The 24,775-nt window shown below is 37.0% G+C and carries 22 protein-coding genes; 5 read left to right on the top strand and 17 right to left on the bottom strand.

Annotation, left to right across the window (positions count from 1 at the left end):
* Positions 1 to 16: 16 nt before the first annotated feature.
* The 11 genes from ASE74_RS18760 to ASE74_RS18710 form a co-directional block, all read right to left on the bottom strand.
* Positions 17 to 694 carry a response regulator transcription factor gene (locus ASE74_RS18760; RefSeq protein WP_055912373.1) on the bottom strand — a complete coding sequence of 226 codons (678 nt, stop codon included), beginning with the start codon at positions 692 to 694 and terminating at the stop codon, positions 17 to 19.
* Between the two features lie 99 nt (positions 695 to 793).
* Complete coding sequence (locus tag ASE74_RS18755; RefSeq protein ID WP_055912371.1) at positions 794 to 1,984, bottom strand: aspartate aminotransferase family protein; 1,191 nt, start codon at positions 1,982 to 1,984, stop codon at positions 794 to 796.
* 70 nt (positions 1,985 to 2,054) lie between these two features.
* A complete protein-coding gene (locus ASE74_RS18750) occupies positions 2,055 to 2,495 on the bottom strand; it encodes a hypothetical protein (RefSeq protein ID WP_055912368.1) in 441 nt (146 codons plus the stop codon).
* An 87-nt stretch (positions 2,496 to 2,582) separates the two neighbouring features.
* Positions 2,583 to 3,239: a hypothetical protein gene (locus ASE74_RS18745; protein WP_055912366.1), complete on the bottom strand. Its 657-nt coding sequence runs from the start codon at positions 3,237 to 3,239 to the stop codon at positions 2,583 to 2,585.
* Positions 3,240 to 3,272: 33 nt separating this feature from the next.
* Positions 3,273 to 3,833 (bottom strand): RNA polymerase sigma factor, encoded by a 561-nt coding sequence (locus ASE74_RS18740; protein WP_055912364.1) that lies wholly within the window; start codon positions 3,831 to 3,833, stop codon positions 3,273 to 3,275.
* A 91-nt stretch (positions 3,834 to 3,924) separates the two neighbouring features.
* The gene (locus tag ASE74_RS18735; RefSeq protein WP_055912362.1) at positions 3,925 to 4,881 is read right to left on the bottom strand and encodes a transketolase family protein; all 957 of its coding nucleotides are present in this window, start codon (positions 4,879 to 4,881) and stop codon (positions 3,925 to 3,927) included.
* A 76-nt stretch (positions 4,882 to 4,957) separates the two neighbouring features.
* Complete coding sequence (locus tag ASE74_RS18730; protein WP_055912360.1) at positions 4,958 to 5,803, bottom strand: transketolase; 846 nt, start codon at positions 5,801 to 5,803, stop codon at positions 4,958 to 4,960.
* A 57-nt stretch (positions 5,804 to 5,860) separates the two neighbouring features.
* The gene (gene bcp / locus ASE74_RS18725) at positions 5,861 to 6,325 is read right to left on the bottom strand and encodes a thioredoxin-dependent thiol peroxidase (RefSeq protein WP_055912357.1); all 465 of its coding nucleotides are present in this window, start codon (positions 6,323 to 6,325) and stop codon (positions 5,861 to 5,863) included.
* Between the two features lie 136 nt (positions 6,326 to 6,461).
* A complete protein-coding gene (locus ASE74_RS18720) occupies positions 6,462 to 8,195 on the bottom strand; it encodes a M23 family metallopeptidase (RefSeq protein WP_055912354.1) in 1,734 nt (577 codons plus the stop codon).
* A 3-nt stretch (positions 8,196 to 8,198) separates the two neighbouring features.
* Positions 8,199 to 8,810 (bottom strand): fumarylacetoacetate hydrolase family protein, encoded by a 612-nt coding sequence (locus ASE74_RS18715; RefSeq protein WP_055912352.1) that lies wholly within the window; start codon positions 8,808 to 8,810, stop codon positions 8,199 to 8,201.
* 75 nt (positions 8,811 to 8,885) lie between these two features.
* Positions 8,886 to 9,368, bottom strand: a complete 483-nt coding sequence (locus ASE74_RS18710; protein WP_235526164.1) for a T9SS type A sorting domain-containing protein — start codon at positions 9,366 to 9,368, stop codon at positions 8,886 to 8,888.
* 228 nt (positions 9,369 to 9,596) lie between these two features.
* Here ASE74_RS18710 and ASE74_RS18705 point away from each other — a divergent pair, with 228 nt between their 5' ends.
* Positions 9,597 to 11,576, top strand: coding sequence for a KUP/HAK/KT family potassium transporter (locus ASE74_RS18705; protein WP_055912346.1), 1,980 nt, complete (start codon positions 9,597 to 9,599; stop codon positions 11,574 to 11,576).
* Positions 11,577 to 11,771: 195 nt separating this feature from the next.
* On the opposite strand, the gene ASE74_RS18700 is transcribed toward ASE74_RS18705, so the two are convergent.
* Together ASE74_RS18700 and ASE74_RS18695 are read right to left on the bottom strand one after the other, a co-directional pair.
* Positions 11,772 to 12,326 (bottom strand): transposase, encoded by a 555-nt coding sequence (locus ASE74_RS18700; protein WP_055912344.1) that lies wholly within the window; start codon positions 12,324 to 12,326, stop codon positions 11,772 to 11,774.
* Positions 12,327 to 12,330: 4 nt separating this feature from the next.
* Positions 12,331 to 14,280, bottom strand: a complete 1,950-nt coding sequence (locus ASE74_RS18695; RefSeq protein WP_055912342.1) for an amino acid permease — start codon at positions 14,278 to 14,280, stop codon at positions 12,331 to 12,333.
* A 290-nt stretch (positions 14,281 to 14,570) separates the two neighbouring features.
* On the opposite strand from ASE74_RS18695, the gene ASE74_RS18690 reads away from it, so the two are divergent.
* Positions 14,571 to 15,788, top strand: a complete 1,218-nt coding sequence (locus ASE74_RS18690) for an MFS transporter (protein WP_055912340.1) — start codon at positions 14,571 to 14,573, stop codon at positions 15,786 to 15,788.
* 3 nt (positions 15,789 to 15,791) lie between these two features.
* Here ASE74_RS18690 and ASE74_RS18685 read toward each other — a convergent pair whose 3' ends face one another.
* From ASE74_RS18685 to yihA, 4 genes are all read right to left on the bottom strand, one after another.
* The gene (locus tag ASE74_RS18685) at positions 15,792 to 18,215 is read right to left on the bottom strand and encodes an outer membrane beta-barrel family protein (protein WP_055912338.1); all 2,424 of its coding nucleotides are present in this window, start codon (positions 18,213 to 18,215) and stop codon (positions 15,792 to 15,794) included.
* 371 nt (positions 18,216 to 18,586) lie between these two features.
* On the bottom strand, positions 18,587 to 20,293 hold the full coding sequence (locus ASE74_RS18680) for a M3 family oligoendopeptidase (protein ID WP_055912336.1): 1,707 nt from the start codon (positions 20,291 to 20,293) through the stop codon (positions 18,587 to 18,589).
* Positions 20,294 to 20,374: 81 nt separating this feature from the next.
* A complete protein-coding gene (locus ASE74_RS18675; RefSeq protein WP_055912334.1) occupies positions 20,375 to 21,232 on the bottom strand; it encodes a UbiA-like polyprenyltransferase in 858 nt (285 codons plus the stop codon).
* A 248-nt stretch (positions 21,233 to 21,480) separates the two neighbouring features.
* Positions 21,481 to 22,104 carry a ribosome biogenesis GTP-binding protein YihA/YsxC gene (gene yihA, locus ASE74_RS18670; protein WP_055912332.1) on the bottom strand — a complete coding sequence of 208 codons (624 nt, stop codon included), beginning with the start codon at positions 22,102 to 22,104 and terminating at the stop codon, positions 21,481 to 21,483.
* Between the two features lie 252 nt (positions 22,105 to 22,356).
* On the opposite strand from yihA, the gene ubiE reads away from it, so the two are divergent.
* The 3 genes from ubiE to ASE74_RS18655 all read left to right on the top strand — a co-directional run bounded on the left by ubiE (position 22,357) and on the right by ASE74_RS18655 (position 24,734).
* On the top strand, positions 22,357 to 23,088 hold the full coding sequence (gene ubiE, locus ASE74_RS18665; protein ID WP_200912327.1) for a bifunctional demethylmenaquinone methyltransferase/2-methoxy-6-polyprenyl-1,4-benzoquinol methylase UbiE: 732 nt from the start codon (positions 22,357 to 22,359) through the stop codon (positions 23,086 to 23,088).
* A complete protein-coding gene (locus tag ASE74_RS18660; protein WP_055912329.1) occupies positions 23,085 to 23,882 on the top strand; it encodes an outer membrane beta-barrel protein in 798 nt (265 codons plus the stop codon). Before ubiE ends, ASE74_RS18660 begins: the two co-directional genes overlap by 4 nt.
* Before the next feature lie 90 nt (positions 23,883 to 23,972).
* Positions 23,973 to 24,734, top strand: coding sequence for an SDR family NAD(P)-dependent oxidoreductase (locus tag ASE74_RS18655; RefSeq protein WP_055912327.1), 762 nt, complete (start codon positions 23,973 to 23,975; stop codon positions 24,732 to 24,734).
* Positions 24,735 to 24,775: the final 41 nt, after the last annotated feature.

The following is a 24,775-nucleotide window of genomic DNA, read 5'->3' as shown; positions in this document are numbered from 1 at the left end:
ACAATTGCCCAACGGGCTAACAATTAATTCTGTAACCAATACTTCTAACCGTTTCAAACCAATCAGTAGGACTAACCGCAGCTAGTTTTTTGCGTAGATTTTTTACATGCACATCTACAAAATTCGAATCAGAGTTTACTTCTAAAATATCGCCCCAAACATGTTCTGTAAGACTCATCCGAGATACCACACGATTTTTATTCAGTACCAGGTAGTTAAAAATTTCGAATTCTTTTTTGGTCAGGTTTAATCTTTCTTCTGCAAAAGAAACCGTTCTATTTTGTATGTTGAGTAAAAAGTTATGAATGTTGATTTCATTTTTCTCCAGCTTGTGTTTTCGGCGGGTAATGGCATGCATCCTTGCTAAAAGTTCATTTAACGAGAAGGGTTTAGGTAAATAATCATCCGCACCTTCATCCAGTCCCTTAATCCGATCGTCTACAGCACTACGGGCGGTCAAAATTATTACAGCATCATCGCGATCTTTAGTGGCTTTCAATTGCTTCAAAATATCAAATCCATCTCCATCAGGTAAGCCTAAATCCAATAAAATGAAATCGTAGTTGTTTACAAATATTTTTTCCTCCGCAGAAGATTTTTTCCATGCATGCTCTACAATAAATCCTTCTTTGCTTAAGAATTCGTCCATTTCCAGCGCAAGGCTTTTTTCATCTTCAACTATAAGTACGTTCATTCAGTTACAGTTTTCGGTTTGTAATTTTCGGTTTATGGCTTTTACAATTGATGTTTTTCTTAGCAGATTAGCTGCTTTTTTTCGCTTCGATTGATGCCATTACCCTGCAACTAAGTTAATATTTTTTAAGATGATCGCACATGCTTCTTCAATTTCTTCTTTGGTAATAATTAACGGAGGCGCGATACGCATGGAGTTGCTGCAATGTAAAAACCAATCTGACAATACACCATCGAGGATACAGGCATCGATAATTTTTTTGTTGATCTCAAAATTCTCAAATTCAACAGCGAGCATCAACCCTTTTCCCCTTATTTCTTTTATTGCAGGGTGTTGGAGCAACTTTTTAAATACTTGTCCTTTTTCTTCAACTTCATCCACAATATGATTGTCGACCAAGGCGCGTAAAGTGGCCAAGCCTGCTGCACAACAAACCGGATGACCGCCAAACGTTGTCATGTGACCTAAAATGGGTGTATGCGATAATACCGACATGATCTCCAGCGAACTGATAAATGCACCGATTGGCATCCCGCCACCAATTCCTTTTGCCAAAAGTAAAACATCGGGTACTATATTGTAATGTTCGAAAGCAAACATTTTACCACTTCTGCCAAAACCCGACTGTATTTCGTCGAAGATTAATAAGGTACCAGTTTCAGTACATTTTGTACGCAAGGCTTGCATATAAATTAAATCAGCCACCCTGATTCCGGCTTCGCCCTGAATGGGTTCGATAAATACAGCGGCAATTTCTGTGGTGATTTTATCAAGATCAGAAATATTGTTGTGCTCAATAAAGCTTACATGAGGCAAAAATGGCCCATAACCAGACGAATAGAAATCGCTTTCCATTAAACTTTCTGCACCTTGCGTGCTGCCATGGTAAGCATTTTTGCAAGCAATAAAACCTTTGCGGCCGGTATAGCGTTTGGCCAGTTTCATTGCACCTTCTACAGATTCTGTACCCGAGTTTAAAAAGTAGGTACAACTTAAACTTTCTGGTAAAATATCGGCAAGTGCTTTAGCAAAATTTACCTGAGGCGTTTGTACATATTCGCCATAAACCATCAGGTGCATATAGGTTTCTGCCTGCTCCTGGATTGCCTTAACCACAGCCGGATGGCAATGGCCTACATTGCTAACACCGATACCGGCAATTAGATCTAAATGTTTTTTATCGGCAGAATCGTATATATAAACACCTTTAGCCCTTACAAATTCGAGCATAAGTGGTTCAGGAGAGGTTTGTGCATTGTGTTGTAAAAACAACTGACGTTGGGTAAGCATGGTACAAAAGTACGGAAATGATAGAGTGCTTTAAAACAAAAAAGACCTACATTACTGTAAGTCTTTTTCTTTATTGCCTTTGGCCGCCTTTAAATCTATTGAGCAACTCCCGTTTAAAACCTTCCTGGGCCCTATAAAACTTGCCTACAACTTTAATCGGTAGAGAAGATTTGAGTTTGTTGTAATATTTTTTATCCAGATTAAGGTCTTTTTGTTTAAAATCGAATTCGCTCGTAATTAAACTTTGTACTTGTGCATCGGTTAAATTATCAATCTCTGTGGTTTTGCGGAAAGAAATCATTTTCTGCATGCGCTCTTTACGCAATGCACTTTGTTCTTCTTGCATATCATTATAAATTGGCCAGAAAATTTTAGCCTCTTCCGGTGATAGATCCAATTTTTGAGTAAAAAAAGCTATTTTAAGTGATTCTATTTCTTCTCCTTTTGGCCTTTGTGCCAAAAGGGTGGTAGGTAATAAAAACATTAAAGCAACAAAAAGTAAATTCTTCATTTTCATCTGTTTATTCTTGTTTTCAAATTTGATGAAGCTATCATGATTTCGATATGCTTTTTGTTATTGTTAATCATGATGGTTTCATTAATTATTTAATTCCTGAGAAAGATCGTTTGACGAGAAATTGCTCAGGATGTAGTTTTCCATTTCTGCATCTGACGCAGAAGTAGTTTTTAGATTGGATGTTGTTGTATTTTCTGCCTCCAAGTGATCGATGATTGTGCTTTCATCAATATCATATAACAATTGTTCGTTTACTGCTTCGGCAGATTGCGCTTGCATAACGGTTGCAGTGGTACTATTTTGGTAGAAATAAATGCCAAATGATGCCATTAACAAAAAACACGCTGCACTTGCGTATTTAACTAGGCTGCGTCTCCATAGAGGGATAACTTTAGCTTCTTTTTTAGGCTCTGCTACCGCAATTCTGTTTGAAATCCTAGTTTGTAAAGTATCGAAATAATTTTCTGGCACTGTAAATGCATTTTCTGCTTTTGGCAATGCTTCAATGGCAATCCTGGTTTGTATCCGTTCCGTTAAATCTTCGAAATAATTCTGCGGAACTTCAAAATTATTGTTGCTGGTTTTCTGTTTTAACTGATCAAAATAAACAGCAGAAGAAATGGCCTCATCACAATTTTCGAAATATCCATCAGGAACAGAGAATGGATTACGTTTCCCCATTGCCGCAAGGGTAGGAGCTTCATTTATCCAATCGTTATTTTCTATATTTTCGTTCATCACAGATATATGATTCAATTAAAGGGAAAAGGTTTAATAGTCTATTTCATCATTTGTAATAAAAGCTTCAATTTTTTTTGCAGCAATATGAAATGACGCTTTTAATGCACCTACAGATGTACCGAGTACTTCAGAAATCTCTTCATACTTCATATCATCAAAATACTTCATGTTAAAAATTATGCGTTGTTTTTCGGGTAGGGTAAGAATTGCTTTTTGTAGTTTAATTTCGAGTTTATCTCCGTTAAAATAAGATGAAGCAACGAGGTTATCGGCAAGCGCACCAGAAACCTCATCTAAAGGCGTGTTATTGCGCTGCTTTTGTTTATTTAGAAAAGTAATGGATTCATTGGTGGCGATGCGGTAAATCCAGGTATAGAGCTGAGAATCACTTCTAAATTTTTCCAGGTTTTTCCAAACTTTAACAAATACCTCCTGCAAAAGGTCGTCGCAATCATCGTGGTTTAAAACCAATCTGCGGATGTGCCAGTATATTTTTTGCTGATATTTTTTTAGCAACAGGTTAAAGGCTTCATTTCGCGTGCGCTCTACGGCAAATAGTGCAAGAATTTCTGAATCTTCAACTTGTTTCATTTATGATTATTATAAAACCACAAAGACACTAAGTACACAAAGTTTTGGTTATCCTCGGTGTTCTTGGTGCCTTTCTGGTTAAATTTAAATTTTATTTTTTTCTGCCAATTACTTTCTGTGCAGCTTCAACAATGTTAATAGCATCTAAACCATATTTAGACATTAACTGATCTGGTGTTCCGCTTTCCCCAAAAGTATCGTTTGTAGCTACAAACTCTTGTGGGGTTGGCAATTCAGTAGTCAACAAACGTGCTACACTTTCACCTAAACCACCAAATTTATTATGCTCTTCGCAGGTAACCACGCAACCTGTTTTTTTAACAGATGTTAAGATTGCTTCATCATCCAAAGGTTTAATGGTATGGATATTGATAATTTCTGCATCAATGCCCAATTCAGCTAATTTCTCACCAGCTTCAATTGCTTTCCAAACCATGTGGCCGGTAGCAATTATAGTTACATCTGTTCCTTCGTTTACCATCCATGCTTTACCGATCTCGAATTTTTGATCAGGATCTGTAAATACAGGAATTACCGGACGGCCGAAACGTAAATAAACCGGTCCTTCGTATTCTGCAATGGCTAAAGTTGCTGCTTTGGTTTGGTTATAATCACAAGGATTGATCACTACCATGCCCGGTAACATTTTCATTAAACCAATATCTTCCAAAATCTGGTGGGTAGCACCATCCTCGCCAAGGGTTAAACCCGCGTGAGATGCGCAAATTTTAACATTTTTGTTAGAATAAGCTACCGATTGGCGGATCTGATCGTAAACACGACCAGTTGAGAAATTGGCAAATGTACCTGTAAAAGGGATTTTGCCACCAATTGTCATACCCGCTGCAATACCGATCATGTTTGCTTCTGCAATACCAACCTGTGTAAAACGCTCAGGAAAATCTTTAATAAAAGCATCCATTTTAAGCGATCCAACTAAATCGGCACATAAGGCAACTACATTTTCGTTTTTCTTACCAGCTTCATGTAAGCCAGCACCAAAACCCGAACGTGTATCTTTTTTTTCTGTATATGTATATTTTTTCATACCCCAAACCCCTAAAGGGGCTTTATTTGTAGTTAAAATTAAAAGTTATTTACTCCCCCTTCAGGGGGTAAGGGGGTTAATAATCCCCTAAAGTTTCTGGTAACTGTGCCAAAGCCAAAGCCAATTGCTCATCATTTGGTGCTGTACCATGCCACTTATGCGAACCCATCATATAATCTACACCAGCACCCATTTGTGTGCTCATTAAATTTAAAATCGGTTTGCCTTTTCCTGTTAATGTTTTGGCATAATGTAAGCCTTCAACGATCGATTGCATATCATTACCATCAGTATTGATTACATGCCATCCAAAAGCTTCAAATTTTGCCTGTAAACTATCCAGCGAAAGTACTTTTTTAGTTGGCCCGTCAATTTGCTGACCGTTGTAATCCACACTGCAGATTAAGCGGTCTAACTCGTGGAAAGGAGCAAACATTGCCGCTTCCCAGTTCTGGCCTTCTTGTAATTCGCCATCACCGTGTAAAGTAAACACGTACGAATTATCTTTATTTAATCTTTTAGTTAAGGCAGCACCAATGGCTACAGACATTCCTTGCCCTAATGAGCCAGATGCTACGCGGATACCCGGTAAATGCTCGTGAGTGGTTGGGTGGCCCTGTAACCTCGAATCCAGCTTACGGAAAGTTGCCAATTCACTTTTATCGAAATAACCTGCATGTGCAAGTGTACTGTACCAAACTGGAGAAATGTGACCGTTAGATAGGAAGAATAAATCTTCGCCAATCCCGTCCATAGTGAAATCCTTATTGTGGTTTAAGACTTCAAAATATAGTGCGGTAAAAAAATCGGCGCAACCCAATGAACCACCTGGGTGGCCAGATTGACATCCGTGAACCATTCTTACGATATCTCGTCTGATTTGAGAGGCAATATCTTCTAGCTCTTTAATTGTATGTTTCATTAAAATAAGAGGTTGTTGTTACATAGCAAAGGTAATATTTTACCCGCTATATCATAATTAGTTATTAATTAAATCGAGTACTTGCTGTGTTGAGTTTTTAGTGTCAACCTTTTTGATAATATGAGCAATTTTGCCTTCACCATCAATAATAAATGTGGTCCGTACGGTACCCATGTATTTTTTGCCATACATGTTTTTCTCCGCCCAAACACCATAGTCATTTACAATTTTCTGATCGGTATCAGCAAGTAAAGTAAAGGGTAAGTTATGTTTGGTTACAAATTTATGGTGCGATTTTTCATCATCAACACTTACACCTAAAACCACAATACCTTGCGCCTGTAAGCCCTGATAGTTATCTCTAAAATCGCAGGCTTCTGCTGTGCAGCCCGGGGTATCATCTTTAGGGTAAAAATAAAGCACAACAGTTTTGCCTTTATAATCGTTTAAAGATACCTCGATGCCATTCTGATCTTTTGATGTAATTGCAGGTGCCTGATCACCCTCTTTTAACTCTGCCATATATATAATGATTGAATTTTGAATGCTTTAATTATTGAATGCCTTGTGCCACGTGCAATTTAAACAGTTAACTTATAAATGTGTTTATCATTGTTTAAAATATGACACTTTGAGGCATTTTAATTGTTTTTACTTATTATCTGGAAAATTCCGCTGTATATTTTCGCGAATTTTCTTTCATATCCACCACAACTAAATCAAGCGTATGTTTGCCAGATGCTGTCCTTTCATCGAAACTGTGCCAAAGGGTTGCTGTTTTAGTATCGAATTCCATTAAAACCCATTTGCCATCAATGTAACCATTAAAACTTTTAATGCCAGACAGGTTATCACTTATTTTAAAAAATATCTTCGATAAACCAGCCATGCTTTTACCCTGGGCAATGTTTACCGGCACAATTCGAGGTGCAACGGTATCGGTAGCAATATAAAAGCTCCCAAAGTTTTTAGGAGTTGCCTTAACATAGCCGTTTTCGAAAAAACCACCTTGTGACGATCCATTCGAATTTACGATCAGAGCCTTGCTTTTCAGGTATTCGGGAAGATTATCTGCCTTGATGGAAATTTCAAAACCGATATTCAGTGGAGTATAACGATTATGAATCTGATGCACAGCCGACCAGGCATTTCCTGCAGGTTTAGGCAGCTTTTTATAGGTGAAATTTAAATCGCTATATAATGTTCCGAGCGGAAAAACCACCTTAATATCATCAGTATTAAATTCGTTTACTTTATTATAAGGGTAAATTATTCCAGGAGGAATAACCGGATTTACAATGGGTGCTGAGCCAGCATTAACAGTAAATGGCAATACCGATGAATTTCCCTTTGAATCGGTAATAATATAACGCACTTGATGTGAGGCTCCATCATTAAAATTGATTCTGCCGCTATTTACCAAACCACTATAAATTTTTAAGGGATTACCAGGCTCTACAAAACTTTTTTGGATACTTCTTTTGGTATTTAAATAGGTTGGGTAATCAATGTGTGAGTTAATGGCTTTACTATCTTCAAAAGCAAAACGCTCTAAAGCCGAAGTGTAAACTTTTTTACCATCAACCTCTAATTGAATAGAATATACTCCGTTTGTGCCCGATAAGCCATTATGCCGATCAGTTACTACAATACCAAAGCCAACCTCTCCGGTTAAACTGAGGGGCGCGGTGGTTTTGTAACTGCCGTTTGTGCCGGTAATACCGATAGCCTGTTTTGGAGTAGATTCATTAAAAGTTTTGCCATTTAGGCGATAAACATATAAACCATGGATCACAGGCGGAATGTTATCAGGAATGATGATTCCGAAAAACTGCGGATTTATAGTTTCTTCTGTTTTGGTATCACGAATTTCGAAATGTAAATGCGGACCGCCCGAACTTCCACGGTTACCAGACCAGGCAATAATTTCGCCTTTATGTACAGGGATTAAAGTAGCATCGGGAAATTCATCAATCTCGAATGATTTTTTTTCGTATTCAAGGTTTTTAACAATCGTGGCAATTTTAGGGGCAAATCGCTGTAGGTGACCATAAACGGTAGTAAAACCATTGGGATGATTGATGTACAGGGCCTGTCCGAAGCCACTGTTCTGCACCCTTAACCTCGAAATGTATCCATCGGCTACAGCATAAACAGGATAACCTTCGCGCTGGTTGGTTCTAAAATCAATACCGGAATGAAAATGGTTACCCCGTATTTCACCGAACGAGCCTGCAAGGGCAGGAGGGGTAATATCAAGCGGTTGCCTGAAATCGGTAATCGGATATTTATTCGTACTGAAAATTTGTTGTGCCTGAACACCAATTGAGACAAATAAAAGGCAAATTGAAACGGATAATTTTAACTTGTAGTGGATCGGGTTTTTAATCATTCGTTACTTTACATCAAAATTTAAAAGTTGCTTTCCTTCCAACCAGGCTTCTAATTTGTCGCCTCTGTTTGTTTTGCCTACTCCCTGGGGTGTTCCGGTGAAAATTAAATCGCCTTTTTTTAAGGTGATGTATTGGGAAACAAAGCTGATTATCTTCTCGAACGAGAATAGTAAATCTTTAGTATGCCCAATCTGGCGGCTTTCTCCATTAATTTTCAGCTCGAAATTTAAATTGTAAAGATCTTCGAAATCGGTTTTAGGAAGAAAAATACTGATTGGCGCAGAGTTATCAAATGCTTTGGCAAGTTCCCAGGGCAAACCTTTTTCTTTGTGTTTTGCCTGAATATCGCGTGCGGTAAAATCGATACCTAAACCCACTTCATCATAATAATTGGCGGCAAATTTTTCGGCAATGTGTTTTCCTTCCTTACAGATTTTTAAAACCACTTCGAGTTCGTAATGAACATCATCAGAAAAATCGGGTAAATAGAAAGGTTTATTGTCTTTTAAAACTGCTGTATCAGGTTTCAAGAAAATTACCGGTGTGGTTGGAACTGGATTGTTAAGTTCTTTTGCATGTTCGGCATAATTTCTGCCAATGGCGATGATCTTCATTATTAAGTATATGAAATATGATTAAATAAGCGGTTTTTAAATCCGCATCAATCAAAAATAGAAAAGAAAATGGGCTTATAAAACTGAGATGCGTTTTACCTGGCTTTCTGACCCTGCGATAACCCTTAAAAAGTAAATACCAGGGTTTATTCTGTTCGGAATGACGAAACTTTTGGTTTGTTCGCCAGCATTTAAGCGTTCGTTTGCCAGGGTAGCTACTTCATTGCCCAATAAATCGATAATTTTTATTGTGGTTTGTGTACCATCTTTACCAATTGATAAGATAATATTTAACTGATCTTCTACCGGGTTTGGATATATTTTTACGATGGTAAGCAATTTATCTTTTGCTGCAACCGTTGTGTTTTTTGGAGTTGTGGAGTAGGTGTTAAACATTCCTGAACCACCGATAGACATATAAAGTGGTTTGTAAGGGGTGATGTTTGCCTTAATTTCGGGAATTTTATTAACTTTTTTGGTTCTGTTTTTTAAGCTAATGTGAATACTATCAGCTTGTTGCGCCCAAGAATTTATTCCGCATAGCAGCAAGATGCACAATGTGCAAGCTAGTTTTGTGAGGAACGTTATCTTAGCGTAGAGTTTCATCAAATTGGTATAGCAAATGTATTAATTTAAAACAAAGAAATTAAACATTTTGTTTAAAAGCCATAATTTAACACAATTTAACAATAATATTTAATTTTCATAGTGTTAAAAATACACAATAATTTGGTTGTTAAATTGTTATAGTTAGTTTACTTTTGCCGCACTAAAATAATCAACGAAGTGTCAAATCATAAAAATGTCAACGCGTTAACCGCCGGCGGTGTACTAATTAGTTTAGGTATTGTGTTCGGTGACATTGGTACATCACCTCTATACACACTCAATGCAATTTTTACAAGCATATTAGGCGTAAAAGAAGGTCTTGTAGGAAATCCGGGATCGATTACTACTGATGTTGTTCTTGGCGTACTTTCCTGCATCATCTGGACGCTTACCCTGCAGACTACCATTAAATACGTAATTATTACCTTAAGGGCCGATAACAAAGGAGAGGGGGGAATATTTTCTTTATTTTCTTTGGTAAGAAAAAAGGCTAAATGGCTAATTGTACCAGCAGTTGTTGGTGGCTGTGCGCTGCTTGCTGATGGCGTAATTACCCCAAGTATTACCGTTACATCGGCAATAGAGGGCTTAACCAATAAGTTTGATATACCTGTTGTTCCTGTAGTAATCGCAATTTTAACTGTTCTTTTCATTATTCAGCAGTTTGGAACAAACCTGGTTGGAAAGCTTTTTGGTCCGGTTATGTTTGTTTGGTTTACTGTTTTGGGTATAGCCGGACTTTTATTCATTATTAAGGATTTTAGCATCTTAAAGGCACTTAATCCATACTATGCCGTACATTTACTGGCTACCAATAGTAAGGCATTTATTATTTTGGGAGGTGTTTTTCTCTGTACAACAGGAGCTGAGGCACTCTATTCGGATTTAGGACACTGCGGGCGTAACAATATCAGAATCAGCTGGATTTTTGTGAAATTAACCCTGATTTTGAATTATTTAGGGCAAGGTGTATGGATCTTGCAGAATGAAAGTACTTTCATTCCGAGTTCAAAAATGAATCCTTTCTTTCAGATCATTTCAAGTCATTTCCAGGTTCCAATGGTAATTCTGGCAACTATGGCTGCGGTTATTGCAAGTCAGGCTTTAATTAGCGGTTCGTTTACCTTAATCTCAGAGGCCGTTCGCTTAAACCTTTGGCCGAAGATTAAAATTGTTTATCCTTCAGTACAGAAGGGTCAATTGTATGTGCCATCTATCAACTGGATGCTTTGGTTAGGCTGCTGTAGCATCGTTTTTTTCTGGAAAGAATCCTCCAAAATGGACGCCGCCTATGGTCTTTCGATTACCATAGCAATGTTGATGACCACAATTTTAGTTAGTGTTTATTTAAGAAGCAGGCGTTTCCCTAAATACCTTATCGCTATTTTCATCTCGGTTTATGTAATTATTGAAGGTACTTTTCTTTTCAGTAACCTGCACAAGTTTTTTGATGGAGGCTGGTTAACTGTACTGATTGGTTCGGCACTTTTTACGGTAATGTGGAGTTGGTTTGTGGCCCGTAAGATTAAAAACAGGTTTGTAAAATATGTTGAGATTGAAGATTATTACGAAATTTTAAGTGAACTCAGTAATGATGAATCAGTGCCGAAGTATTCATCTCAACTTGTTTATTTAACAAGTGCTAATTTTAAAACTGAAATTGAATCGAAAATTATTTATTCCATTATTCAAAAGGAGCCAAAACGTGCCGATGTATACTGGTTGGTACACGTTGATGTAATGGATGAGCCTTATACATTAGATTATAAAGTTGAATTCCTGATTCCAGGCAAACTGATACGAATTGATTTTAGGTTAGGATTTAGGGTAGAGCAACGTGTAAATTTATTATACCGTAAGGTGGTTGAAGAACTGGTAAAAAATGGTGAAATAGACATTACAAGTCAGTACACTTCATTAAATAAACATAAGATTGCAGGGGATTTCAGGTTTGTACTCTTAGAAAAACATTTATCTAAATTCACTAAGTTGAGTTTTTATGAGCGTCAGATTATGGATTATTACTTTATCCTTAAGAAATTAAGCTTGTCTGAAGAGCGGAGTTTCGGATTGGATAGCAGTTATGTGGATGTTGAAAAAGTTCCATTGATTTTTGTTACACCTGATGATATCGAATTGCATAGATTGCCGGTTTAACAAATGAGAAGGGCGATTTTGATATTGGGAATCTGCTTATTTATAGCGGGGCCTATTGCAAAAATATACCACCTCAATCATGGCAATAGTTATATGATTGCCTCTGGTTTAGGGCTAATAGTGATAACTGCCATGGCTTTTGTAAAGAAAAAATAAAATTGAATCCTCTTTCTGCTAAAGAAAGTGGATTTTGTTTTATAAATGGAATTTATCTTTGCTCCATTTGCTGGGATTGTTGATGATGTAATTTGAGATGTTTTGATAGGCTCTTTCATCACGGATGATGTGCTCGTAGTAATTCCGCTGCCATAACCTGCCCATTGTTTTATCGTGCGATTTGAATAATTGCAGACATCCATTCGAAACTATTGATTTATATGCACCAACGATGTTGGCAATAGTCGGGGCTACCCTTGCGGTCGCCTTTGTTAGCTCGTTTTCTTCATGTGCGACCGCAAGGGTAGCCCCGACCGCATTTAGATCAGACAATACTATTATGCCGTGCATATGATTCGGCATAATCTGAAATACATCGAGTTCGAAATTTGAATATCTATCAGATAAATTAATCCATTCGTTGTAAGCAATAGTTCCAGATTGATTTAAGATCATTTCATCGCCTTCAACTTTTCCAAATCTATGGATTCTATCTTCACAGCAGATTGTAATGAAATAAGCTCCAGCTTTTGAATAATCGTAACCCTTTAACCTGATCGATCGCCGATGATGTATTAAAGGGTTGTATTTCATAATCCTAAACCTCCGGATTTGCTAATTTACTATGCCTGTAGCCATAAGCAAAGTAAACAACCAAGCCAACAACCAGCCAGATGCCGAATCCAATCCAGTTTGAAATACCAAGTTCGCACATCATATACAAGCAGCTGATCAATCCTAAAACAGGGATTAAGGATAAGTTTTTAGTGATACAGTAATAGGTAATCACTACGCAAATGATTAAGAAAATCCACATGGGTATCTTGTGTTTAAATAAACCCCAGCCACTTTCGTATTTCTTCTCAACAGGTATTTTGGATGCTGAAATAAATTGCTCGTAACGATCAGCAGGTAGTGCACTTAAATACGATTCTGCATCAACTTTATCTGCCAGGATAATTTGCGGAGCTGCATTTTTTACGATTTCTTCTTTAACAATTTTAAGCTCACCGCCACTCAAAGAAGTTACAAAACTTACCGTTTGGATTGTTTTAGGAGAATTAAAAAAGAATGCTTTTGTCTCCTTTCCATATTTTGCAAAGGCAAAAATAATTGTAGCAATTAAGGCAATCGGGATAATAAATTTACTGTTTACGTAAGGGATTTTAAATTTTCCTCTTTGTACATCAGGCCTGTTCTGTAACACCAAAACACCAGCACAAACCAATACGAAGGCGAAAAGTGTTCCTATCGAACAAAGATCGGTAACAATAGTAAGGTTCATAAACAACGATGGAACGGCTACAACGAAACCAACTACAATGGTTGCAAAAGAAGGTGTTTTATACTTTGGATGGATTTTTGAAAACGATTTCGGTAATAATCCATCTCTGCTCATGCTCATCCATATGCGGGGTTGTCCCATCTGAAACACCAAAAGTACACTGGCCATGGCAAAAACTGCACTTACAGCAATAATACCACTCATTAGTTTCAAATTAATCTGATCGAAAACAAATGCAAGCGGATCGCCTACAGCCAGTGTATCAGATTTAACGATGCCGGTTAAAACTAACGCAATAGCAACATAAAGTATGGTACACACAATAATTGCCCACATCATTCCGCGTGGTAAATCGCGCTGTGGGTTTTTACATTCTTCGGCTGTAGTAGAAATGGCATCAAACCCGATATAAGCAAAAAACACTGCTGAAACACCTTTTAAAACGCCTGCAACACCGTTCGGTGCAAACGGATTCCAGTTTTTTGTATCCACATAAAAAATACCAACAGCTAAAACCAACAGAATTACGGCAAGCTTAACAACAACCATGGCATTGCTGGCATTGCGACTTTCTTTCATACCGCGATAAATTAACCAGGTAATCAAAATGATAATGCCCAAAGCAGGAATATCTGCAACAATGTGAAAACTTCCTATTGTTGGTGCCGTAAGCCATGCATTATTGGCCAAAGCTGTAGCTGAATCTAAATCAGCAAGGTTTTTGCCAGCTGCCAATAATGCTTCTGCATGTTTATGTCCGTTATAGGCACTTAAGTAATCCATTGTCATCCAGTCGGGTACATGGATTCCATCTATGCCAAGGGGAGGTATTTTTATGGTAGAAAGTAATCCGGTAAAGTAATCAGACCAGGATATGGCAACTGTGATGTTACCGATGGAATATTCCATAATAAGCGACCACCCAATTATCCAGGCCACTAATTCCCCAAAAGCTACGTAAGAATAGGTGTAAGCACTGCCCGAAACCGGAACCATAGAGGCAAACTCTGCGTAAGCAAAAGCTGCAAAACTACAGGCAACTGCTGTAAAAATAAATAAAAAGATTACCGCCGGACCGCCATCTGCACTTGCCTTTCCAATCGTACTAAAAATTCCTGCTCCAATAATTGCTGCAATTCCAAATGCTGTTAAATCGCGAACACCGAGTGTTTTATGTAGTGTATTTTCATGGTCGCCATAGCCTTTTGCCGCATCATGTAATATCTTGGAAATAGATTTTTTTCTGAATAGCTTTTCGAACATTTTTTGCTTGATTGTTTCCTCAAACTTATAAAAAGTTTGGTTAAAAACGTTTAAAGCGGGATATAATTTTCATTACAGTCCATTTATGGTAGATAAATTCATCGTAAAAAGTCAAATTTATTGGATTTAAGTAAAAATTTGTAATTATTTGGCTTGAATAATCCTTTGTTTGATTTGCATACTTTTCGGATAGATGTAAGTAGTAATTTTGCTGCCAATAATCAATCAAAGGAATAAAGTAATTAAATTCTTGTTTGATTGGAATATTTATAAACCATTACCATCATCCAATGAATGCTAATACAACTCAAGTGAAATATATAAAAGAAGGTAACCAGCGCTTAGCCACCATTTTAGCTTTTGCACTAATTCCACTTTCAGGTTTTGCAACCGATATCTACATTCCATCTCTACCCACAATGGCAGGTGAGATGCAGGTAAGCAGCGTACAGGTGCAACTTACCTTAAGCATATTTTTAATCAGTTACGGTGTTTCACAACTTTTTATTGGCAGCGTACTCGATAGCTTTGGCAGATATAAGATTTGTTTATATGCACTGCTGATTTTCGCTGCGGCCAGTATTATTATTGCCACCACACATAATATTTACCTGATTTATGTAATGCGTGTTATCCACGGACTTACGGTGGGTGCAATTGTAGTGGCAAAAAGAGCATATTTTGTTGATCTTTATGAAGGCGACCAGTTGAAACACTACCTCAGTATGTTTTCTATCATCTGGTCTACCGGACCAATTGTTGCCCCGTTTATTGGAGGCTACCTTCAAACAGCATTTAGCTGGGAATCTAACTTTTATTTTCTGGCTGGTTTTGCATTGGTGTTTGCTTTGCTTGAACTATTGTTCAGTGGCGAAACATTGAAACAATTTACCGATTTTCAACTGAAAAAAATTACTCGAATCTATCTTGAAATGATCAAAACTACAAGTTTTACCTTGGGCATTGTGATGTTAGGTTTAGCTTATTGTATGGTAATGGTGTATAACATGACAGGTCCTTTTATCATAGAGCACCATTTTAATTTTTCTCCTGTTATTGCAGGTTATAGTTCATTGTTTTTGGGCTTCGCGTGGATGGTTGGTGGTTTTATTGGTAAAGCAACCATTAATAAGCCTTTTTTTAGAAGATTGATGATCAATTCGCTTTTTCAGGTGGCTTTTGTAATCCTGATGATATTGAGTTTAAATTTTGTATCTAATTTGTGGTCGTTAATTTTCTTTGCCTTTCTTATCCATGTTGGGGCTGGCTTTACCTTTAACAATTACTTCACTTTCTGTTTAAGTAAATTCCCTAAAAATGCAGGAATTGCCGGTGGCTTAACTGGTGGCATTACCTATGTAATTGTTTCTTTCCTGAGTTATGGTATTGTAAACCTTATTCCGGCTAAAGATGAACGTAACCTCAGCTACAGTTATCTCATTATGATCCTGATTTCAGTTTTAGTGATGTTTGTGATTTTAAAACTCAGGAAAAAGGAAGAAGTATAGTAATTATTTAATTCGGCCTTCTACGTCACTTAAACTTGTCTTACGGTCCCGGTTTCCTTTGATACTGCTGCTGCCGAAAATATAATTTAGGCTTAACCTGTAAACCCTGCTTTCTAGTTTTTGTACGAGGTTATAATTTAAACCAGATAATGCGCTGTTTATTCTTGATTTTCTGGTATCAAAAACATCATTAATGGCAAATTTAATGCTTAACTTTTTATCGAGTAATGATTTTTTAATCCCTAAATCTGCACCATAATAAGGTTTAATAGCATATGTGCCATAAATTTGAGAGGAGGCATATTCTCCTGAAAGCTCTGCAGATGTTGAGGGGCTAAGTGTAAAAGTTTGATTGCTGTTGATCATAAAATTTACTTTCTTCCTGTTATATATACCATTACCCAAGTTTGCGGTTTTTATCTGGTTATAGGTGCTTGTGAGTGTATTGTCCATACTCCAAAATTTGGTTATGATAGTAGGATAGCCGAACGATAAGTCGTAGGCGTATTGTTTATCAAGATTTTGCACAGTTTGGTACAAAGTTTTCTTTTCATTGTCGGGTAATAAAACATCTATAATTAAGTTATTGGTAATGCTGTATCCCAGCGAAATATTTAGAGTTTTTTTATAGTTGTATGTGAGTTGAAAAGTATTGGTATATTGTGGATTAAGAAATGGATTTCCCCGACTGAAAGTATACAGATCAACAAAATAAACAAATGGATTAAGCGATTTATAATCTGGCCGATCTATTCTTCTGCTGTATGAAAAACCAAGTTCATGATTTAGTGCTAAGTTTTGGTTAACATTAATATTTGGAAAAAAATCAAAATATCTGCGCTTTACAATCCTATTATCTTCAATGGAGTTGCCCTTAGAATTGGTTTGTTCCATTCTTATACCAATTTCTAAGCTGGTCGACTTAAATTCGTGCTTTAATGTAGCGTAAGCTGCATTTATATTTTCTTTATAGGTAAAACGGTTGCTTCTGCCCACATCATTCTTCCAATCTGTTCCTATTAGGTATTCGAATCTAAAATCATTGTCTGTATTTACCCAACTGCTTTTTAAACCTAAAGCTAATTTAGTAGTAGTGTTAAGTGGAAGTGCATAATCAATTTTGGCAGCTTTGATTGTGATAAAAGAGGGAGTGGAATTTCGAAAAATGGCAGGTAATTTATACAGTGAACCGTTTTGATCGAAAAAGGAGTTTTGGTAAACGGTATTTTCTTCACTGTGGTATCTCGCATAATCCAAATCGATCGATAACTCCTGGCCTAAAGTATCGATAATACTTTTGTAATTGAGGTTGTAAGCTTGATTACGGTATTTGTTTTGTGCAGGGTTATCGGCAACGATCGATGAGTCGACCTGTGCAAAACTTCGGCCAATAGCAGTTAGCCCATTAGATGCATCATGGCCATTGTTAAAATAACCCGTAGTAAGGAAACCTAAAGTATTTTCATTGTTAATAAAATAATCAATCCCAGCTTTATAATTGTTGTTATGTGTAGATCTTGTTTGCGTATTCGATTGATGGAAATAAGTATTTTGACCACTTCCATTAACTACCCTTAAAATATCCAGGTTTTCGGTAGCTTTATTGTTGTTATTGTCGAAACTGCCAAAAATGTTTAGGTTTTTATCCCGATGATTAACGGATATTCCGGCATCGCTTTTTGAATTTTTACCATAACCAAAACCTAAATCAACATTTCCATTGGTACCGTAACTGGCGTTTTTTTTTAGTTTGATATTGAGCAAACCTGCGTTTCCTTCAGCATCATATTTGGAAGAGGGATTGGTTATCAGTTCTATCGTTTTTATTTCATTGCTATTTAAAGATCGTAATCTGGTAGCCAACTGTTCGGCAGATAAATAAGTAGATTTTCCATCGATGAGCACATTTGCACCCGATCTTCCTTTTATGCTGATGATCCCATCTTGGTTAACGGATACACCTGGCATTTTAGCAAGCACTTCGAGGGCAGTATTTCCGGTAGAAACAATACTGTTTTCAACATTCATTACTGTTTTGCCGTTATGGCGCTCTATTAATGCTTTCCGGGCAGCTATCACAACACTTTCCAGTTCTTTTACACCAGGTTCCAGTCTGAAGCTTAAATCGAGATTTGTTTTTCCAGTAAAAGCTTCATGTATTTCTTTTATAGATTGATAACCCACAGCCTTCACCTCTACGATGAATTTATTTGCCGGGAAGTTTGCCATCACATATTTTCCTTCTTCATTGGTATTAACTGTTTTAATAAAAACAGTATCTGTCAAACTGGTAAATTTAAGGCTAGCGGAAACTTTAACACCATTTTTATTCATTACTGTACCTGTAATGTTAATTTTTATAGCCTGCGCAGAAACTACATTTAAAAATAACAGCGAGAGCACAAAATACGGAGCGAATATTTTCATTTTAATTAGGGAGCTGATGATTAGCATTTCCTCTTATCTGATTAGGAATTAGAACGAAACTAAATCATTAGGTGCATTAAGCCGTGTATTTTAACAATGTTTAACCCAATTAACATTTTTTTACATTCGTTTAGTTCACAGGTCATCTGTTCATTGGTATTACCAGTAGTTCAGCATCTGTTGTAAAGTTAATCGTTCAGAAAACGCGCTTAAGGCCTAGCATGCTGAGTGGCTTCGAAGCATATTTACAACTACCGTGTATTCTATGTTTCAGTGGCAAAACAAACAACAAAAAAAGCCGTGGCAATTTTGCCACGACTTTCATTTATTAAACTTTAAGCAGAGAAGCCTTTCAGCCCCCAACCTTTTAGTTAACCTAACTTTTCCAGTTCAGTTTTCACAAAATCTGCAAGTTCTTTCACATATTCTGCACTGAAATCAAATTTGATACCTGCGGTTTCATATATTTCATTCATCGGTTTGGTATAACCCAAAGAAAGTGCAGCAAGATATTGTTCTAAAGCTTTTTCGGGATTTTCTTTATAGTTTTTCCAAACAGCAATGGCTCCTAACTGTGCAATTGCATATTCTATATAATAAAAAGGAACTTCGAATAGATGCAATTGTTTTTGCCATCCGTTTCCAAATTGTTGTTCCAAATCTGTCCAATCGGCAAAGCCTGCACCAAAACGGTTAAAAATCTGTTTAAAAGTTTCTTCGCGGTCAGCAGCGGTATGGTTTGGATTGGTATAAATCCAGTGTTGAAACTGGTCGATAACTGCTACCCATGGCAATGTTTTTAAAACATCAGCCAATTGCTCTTTCTTAGCGCGGTTTAAATCTTCTTCATTATCGAAATACACATTCCAGTTATCCATGGAGATCAGCTCCATACTCATAGAAGCCAACTCGGCAACTTCAGACGGGCAATGTTTAAAATCGTTTAATTCTAAATTTGCCGTTAAAAAAGTATGTACCGCATGACCGCCTTCATGAACCATTGTGGTTAAATCGCGCAATGAATTTGCCGAGTTCATAAATATAAAAGGTGCTCCAGTTTCTGCTAAAGGATAATTATATCCTCCAGGTGCCTTACCTTTTCTGCTTTCCACATCAAAAAGGTTATTGGCCCTCATTGTTGCTAGTTTTTCGCCTAATTTTTCATCAATGGCGTTAAAACAGGCAATACTTTTATCAATCAGCTCTTCACCGTTGTTAAAAGGTTTCAAAGCAGGTTTGCCGCTTATGCTTACTTCTAAATCCCAAGGTTTTAGTACCTCGAGTCCTAAGGCTTCGCGGCGTTTTTCTGCTTGTTCTTTTAAAATAGGCACAATCTCTTTTTCAATGGCATTGGCAAAATCATAACAATCCTGTGGCGTATAATCAAAGCGGCCCAAAGCCTGAAACATATAATCGCGGTAGTTCTCAAAACCAGCATTTAAAGCTACCTGGGTGCGCAGTTTAATAAGTTCATCAAACAGGATATTTAAATCATCTTTATCTATCAAACGGCGTTGTTGAATGGTTTTCCAAGCATTTTCGCGTACTTCGCGGTTTAAATCTTTGATGAATATAGAAGCTTGCTCCAGGGTATATTCCTGTCCGTTTAGCTCAACACTCATTGCGCCGGTAGTGCTTTGATATTTTTGTTGTTTTACCTGTAATTCGGTAAACAGTTCGATATTTTCATCACGGTAAAGTTCCAATGCTTTTTTAATGGCACGGCTGTATACGAAATATTTCTCCTTATCAAGATCATCCATAAATGGACTTTCAACAAACTTTTTATTTAGTTCGTTAGCCAAGGGAGAAATTTTTGGCTCAATTTCAGTAGCAAAATATTGGAAATTTTTTACCAATTCTTCATTTGCCGTGTCGCAGCTCATTTTAATATACCTCCAAGCAAAATCTTCTTCTAAAGCCGCCTCAAGTTCCGAACGGTCTTTTAACCATTGTTCCAATTCAGCTGTGCTGTTAATTTTGCGATTTTGTAATTCGGTAAAAAGTGGTTCCAAATTTTCCCAGCTAATGTTGAGTTCCTGTGGGATATATGTTCTCGGTTTTTTAGTTATTATCATTAGTTTAATTATTGAATTATAGACTTACAGAATGGTTTTTATTTAAATCCCCTCAGCCAAAATTTAATTATTCACTTATTTTTACTTGTGTCTTAAATACGCATCAATTAAAAAGCATACTGCAAATACCACCGATGCATAGCCATTTAAGGTTTGAAAAGCCCTGTTTACTTTGCTGATGTCGTTTGGTTTTACCAGTAAATGCTGATAAACCAACATCGAACAGAAAAACACAATACCTATATAGTATACCCAGCTAAATGAAGTGAAAAACACTGGTAAAATTACACACGTGGCCGACAATATATGCAACAGTACAGAAACATTTAAAGCATTTTTAATGCCAAGTGCCGATGGTATGGAGTGTAATTTTTCTTCACGATCGAATTCTTCGTCTTGTAGTGCATAAATAATATCAAATCCACTCACCCAAAACAATACCGTTAAAGAATACAGTACAGGAACGAGCGCAAAATGCCCGGTTACGGCAATGTAAGCACCAATAGGAGCAAGAGATAAGCCTAAACCCAACACCAAATGGCAAAGCGCGGTAAATCGTTTGGTATAACTATAAAACAGAACTACAAATAAAGCAACGGGCGATAGGTAAAAGCACAACGGATTAATAAAGTAAGTAGTAATGGCAAAAAGTACACAATTGGCGATTACAAAAATCAAAGCTTCATTTGCCGAAACTTTACCCGCAGGAATATCGCGCATTTTGGTGCGCGGGTTTTTAGCGTCGATATTTCTATCAAGGTAACGGTTAAAGGCCATGGCCGAATTCCGCGCAAAAACCATACAAAGTAAAACCAAAATCAGTTTATACCATGAAAATGGATTTTCTGTAGTGGTAACACCCAAAAAGAAACCAATCATAGCGAATGGTAATGCAAAAACCGAGTGGGCGAATAATACGAGTGAAAAGTATTTTTTCATTTATTGGAAATAGGTTAACTGTATAAATCGGTTAACTGGTTAATTGTTTAGTTTGGTTGATGGCTAATAATTAAATGGTTCATAGGTAAGATGCTTCAATTAAATTATGATATCAGTATCACTAAAAATCGTAGATTAAATTTAACTTGCATCATTCTATCGACAACTAAACCATCAACTATAATCTATCCAACTATGAACTATATGCTATTATACTATGGTCTATAAACCATTAACCATTAAACTATCTAAAACTTCTTATAATCTGTTGGTACAACAAAATCTTTGTTTACTTCATAGATGAAATCTAAAACCTCATCTTTTCCTGTTCCTTTTTCTGCCGACGAAATAAACGTAGCAGGAATCTCTTCAAAAAACTCACCTAGTTTTTTCTTAAACGCAGCTACATTTTTCTGTGTGGTCGTCATGCCTTGTTTATCAGCTTTGGTAAAAATCAGCGAAAAAGGAATCTGTTTTTCCCCTAACCAGTAGCAAAATTCAATGTCAATTCCCTGAGGTTCTAAACGGCTGTCTATCAAAACAAAAATACATTGCAGGCTCTCTCTTTTGGTAATGTAGGCGCGGATAAATTTCTCCCATTTTTCTCTGCTTGTTTTCGAAACTTTCGCATATCCATAACCCGGTAAATCGACAATGTACCATTTCTCATTAATCAGGAAATGATTTATCAACTGGGTTTTACCGGGCCGCTGAGAGGTTTTGGCCAATCCATGTTGATTAACCAACATATTGATTAATGAAGATTTACCCACATTAGAGCGGCCGATAAATGCATATTCGGGCATTGTTGGTACCGGCAGGGCCGAAATTTGGGTGTTGCTGCAAACAAATGTTGCCGTTTTGATAATCATAGTGCAAAGGTAACAATTAGTTTTGAGTTGAGGGTTTGGAGTGTGGRGTAGAAAAGCTACCGTCGTCAGCAATTCGTAAAGTTTAATGCAATCGCTAAACTCCAACACCAAACATTAGTTTTGAGTTGAGGGTTTGGAGTGTGGAGTAGAAAAGCTACCGTCGTCAGCAATTCGTAAAGTTTAATGCAATCGCTAAACTGAAAACGCTAAACTCCCAACTGCAAACTCTTTTCTATATCTTTGCTATATATCATGAATCAGAATATCACTCCATACCAGGTAAACGATGCAACTAAAAAAGAGCAGGTTGCAACCATGTTTAATAATATTTCAGGCACTTACGATTTTTTAAATCATTTTCTGTCTTTAGGCATTGATGTATTATGGCGTAAGAAAGCAATTAAAGAATTGGTTTCCATCCATCCAAGAACTTTGCTTGATGTAGCAACAGGAACTGGTGATTTCGCTTTCGAGGCAATTAAAAAACTTCATCCAGAAAAAGTAATTGGTGTAGATATTTCTGAAGGCATGTTGGATGTTGCAAAAAAGAAAATCAACGAACGCAGCTTAAACGAAGTTTTTAACGTTCAGTTGGGCGATTCAGAAGGTTTGCACTTTGAGGATAACACTTTTGATGCAATTACCTGTGCTTATGGTGTGCGTAATTTCGAAAACCTCGAAAAAGGGTTAACAGATATGTACAGGGTGTTAAAACCCAATGGCAAAATGGTAGTATTGGAGTTTTCGAAACCCAAAGTATTTCCGGTTAAACAGCTGTACAGCTTTTATTTTAAACAGGTAACACCTTTTTTTGGGAAACTTTTTTCTAAAGATCATAGGGCCTATTCATATTTGCCAGAATCAGTTGCTGCTTTTCCCGATGGGGAGGATTTTACCAATCTGATGGAAAAAGTTGGCTTTAAAAGTACCAAACAACGAATTTTAACGTTTGGAATAAGTTCGATATACATAGGAACCAAATGATCAGAAAATTAAGCCTCATTCTTTCTCTTTTCGCTATTTCTACAACTGCCTTTGCACAAAACTGGGGTGGTGGAATTGACGATGAAGACTGGAGTTTTGGTTTTAATTTTCAATACATATCCGCCGAATATAAAATATTAAAAAATGCCAATTGGAGATCACCTTTTTATGAGGTGCCAAACTCGCTTGGTGTTTCTTACGATCCAAATTCGGGTGTTCCGGTTACTTCAAAATTAAATTCTATTTCGAGTACGCCATCACAGGGTTTCGGTTTGGGCTTTGTAATGAACCGGATGATTTCTGATAATTTTGATATCCGGGCAACCCCGTCCCTAATTTTTAGCGATAGAACTGTTACTTACGAATATGAACCAATGGCCCCGATTAATGTGGGTAACGGACAAACGAAAAACTTTCAAACGGTGGTGGAGCGAAAAGTACAGGCCACCATGTTCGAATTTCCTTTGGGTTTAAAGGTTAAATCAGACCGCTTTAAAAATCTTCGCGTGTATTGGTTGGGTGGTGCAAAATATTCGATAGATATTGCCTCCAAAAAGAAAACCTTCGATGAGGGAGAAACAGCAGTGAACAAGCTGCTAAAAAACCAAAGAAACTACCTCTCTTATGAAACTGGCGTTGGTTTCGATATTTATTTCGAGTATTTCAAAATGTCTCCAGAGATTAAATTGTCTTATTCAAATAACGATTTGCTTCAACACGATAATACAGCTTATGCCAATCCGATAGATAAGTTGAAATTACGTCAATTAACATTCAGTTTGATTTTTCAATAGTCAAGCATTCCAAAAAAACTTACCTTTGTTGGTGTAGGGAAATCGCAAAGATGATAGCTTAGGGATTACCGAGACTTAAAATTCATAAACATGTCTAAAATCGCGTTAATTACAGGTGCAACTTCTGGTATTGGTGAAGCTTGCGCAAATACATTTGCTCAACAAGGATACAATTTAGTTTTATTGGCACGTAGAACAGACCGTTTGGCTAAAATTGCACATCATTTAGAAGATAAATATGCCATTTCCATTAAACAGGTTGTTGTGGATGTACGCGATAAAGAAAACCTTTCAGCAGTTTTGGAAGTTTTACCAATAGAATGGAAAAAGATTGATGTGCTGGTAAACAATGCAGGTTTAAGTCAGGGATTAGATCCGATAGATAAAGGAGACACCAATGATTGGGATACCATGATTGATACAAACGTAAAGGGTTTGCTTTATGTAAGCAAAATTGTTTCCAACTGGATGATTCCAAACCAATCGGGCCATATTGTTAACATCGGATCTATTGCCGGCAAAGAAGTTTATCCAAATGGAAACGTATATTGTGCAAGTAAACATGCTGTTGATGCTTTAACCAAGGGCATGCGTATCGATCTGCTTGCCTATGGTATAAAAGTTACGGCGATTAATCCAGGAATGGTAGAAACCGAATTTTCGGTAGTCCGCTTTAAAGGTGACGAAGCGCGCGCTAAAAAGGTTTATGAAAACTTCGAACCCTTAATAGCAGATGATATTGCAGATGCCATTTGGTATGTGGTAAGCAGACCAAAACATGTAAACATTAATGATATGCTGATTATGCCAACAGCACAGGCCACAGCAACTATTATAAATAAAACCCCCTAGCCCCCTGAAGGGGGAACATAAGATTGGGAGGGAAATAACAA

It is taken from the genome of Pedobacter sp. Leaf216 (genome assembly GCF_001421515.1).
Taxonomy (GTDB): domain Bacteria; phylum Bacteroidota; class Bacteroidia; order Sphingobacteriales; family Sphingobacteriaceae; genus Pedobacter.
Note: the sequence above shows the minus strand (reverse complement) of the source record. Positions and strands in the feature narration are given on the sequence as shown.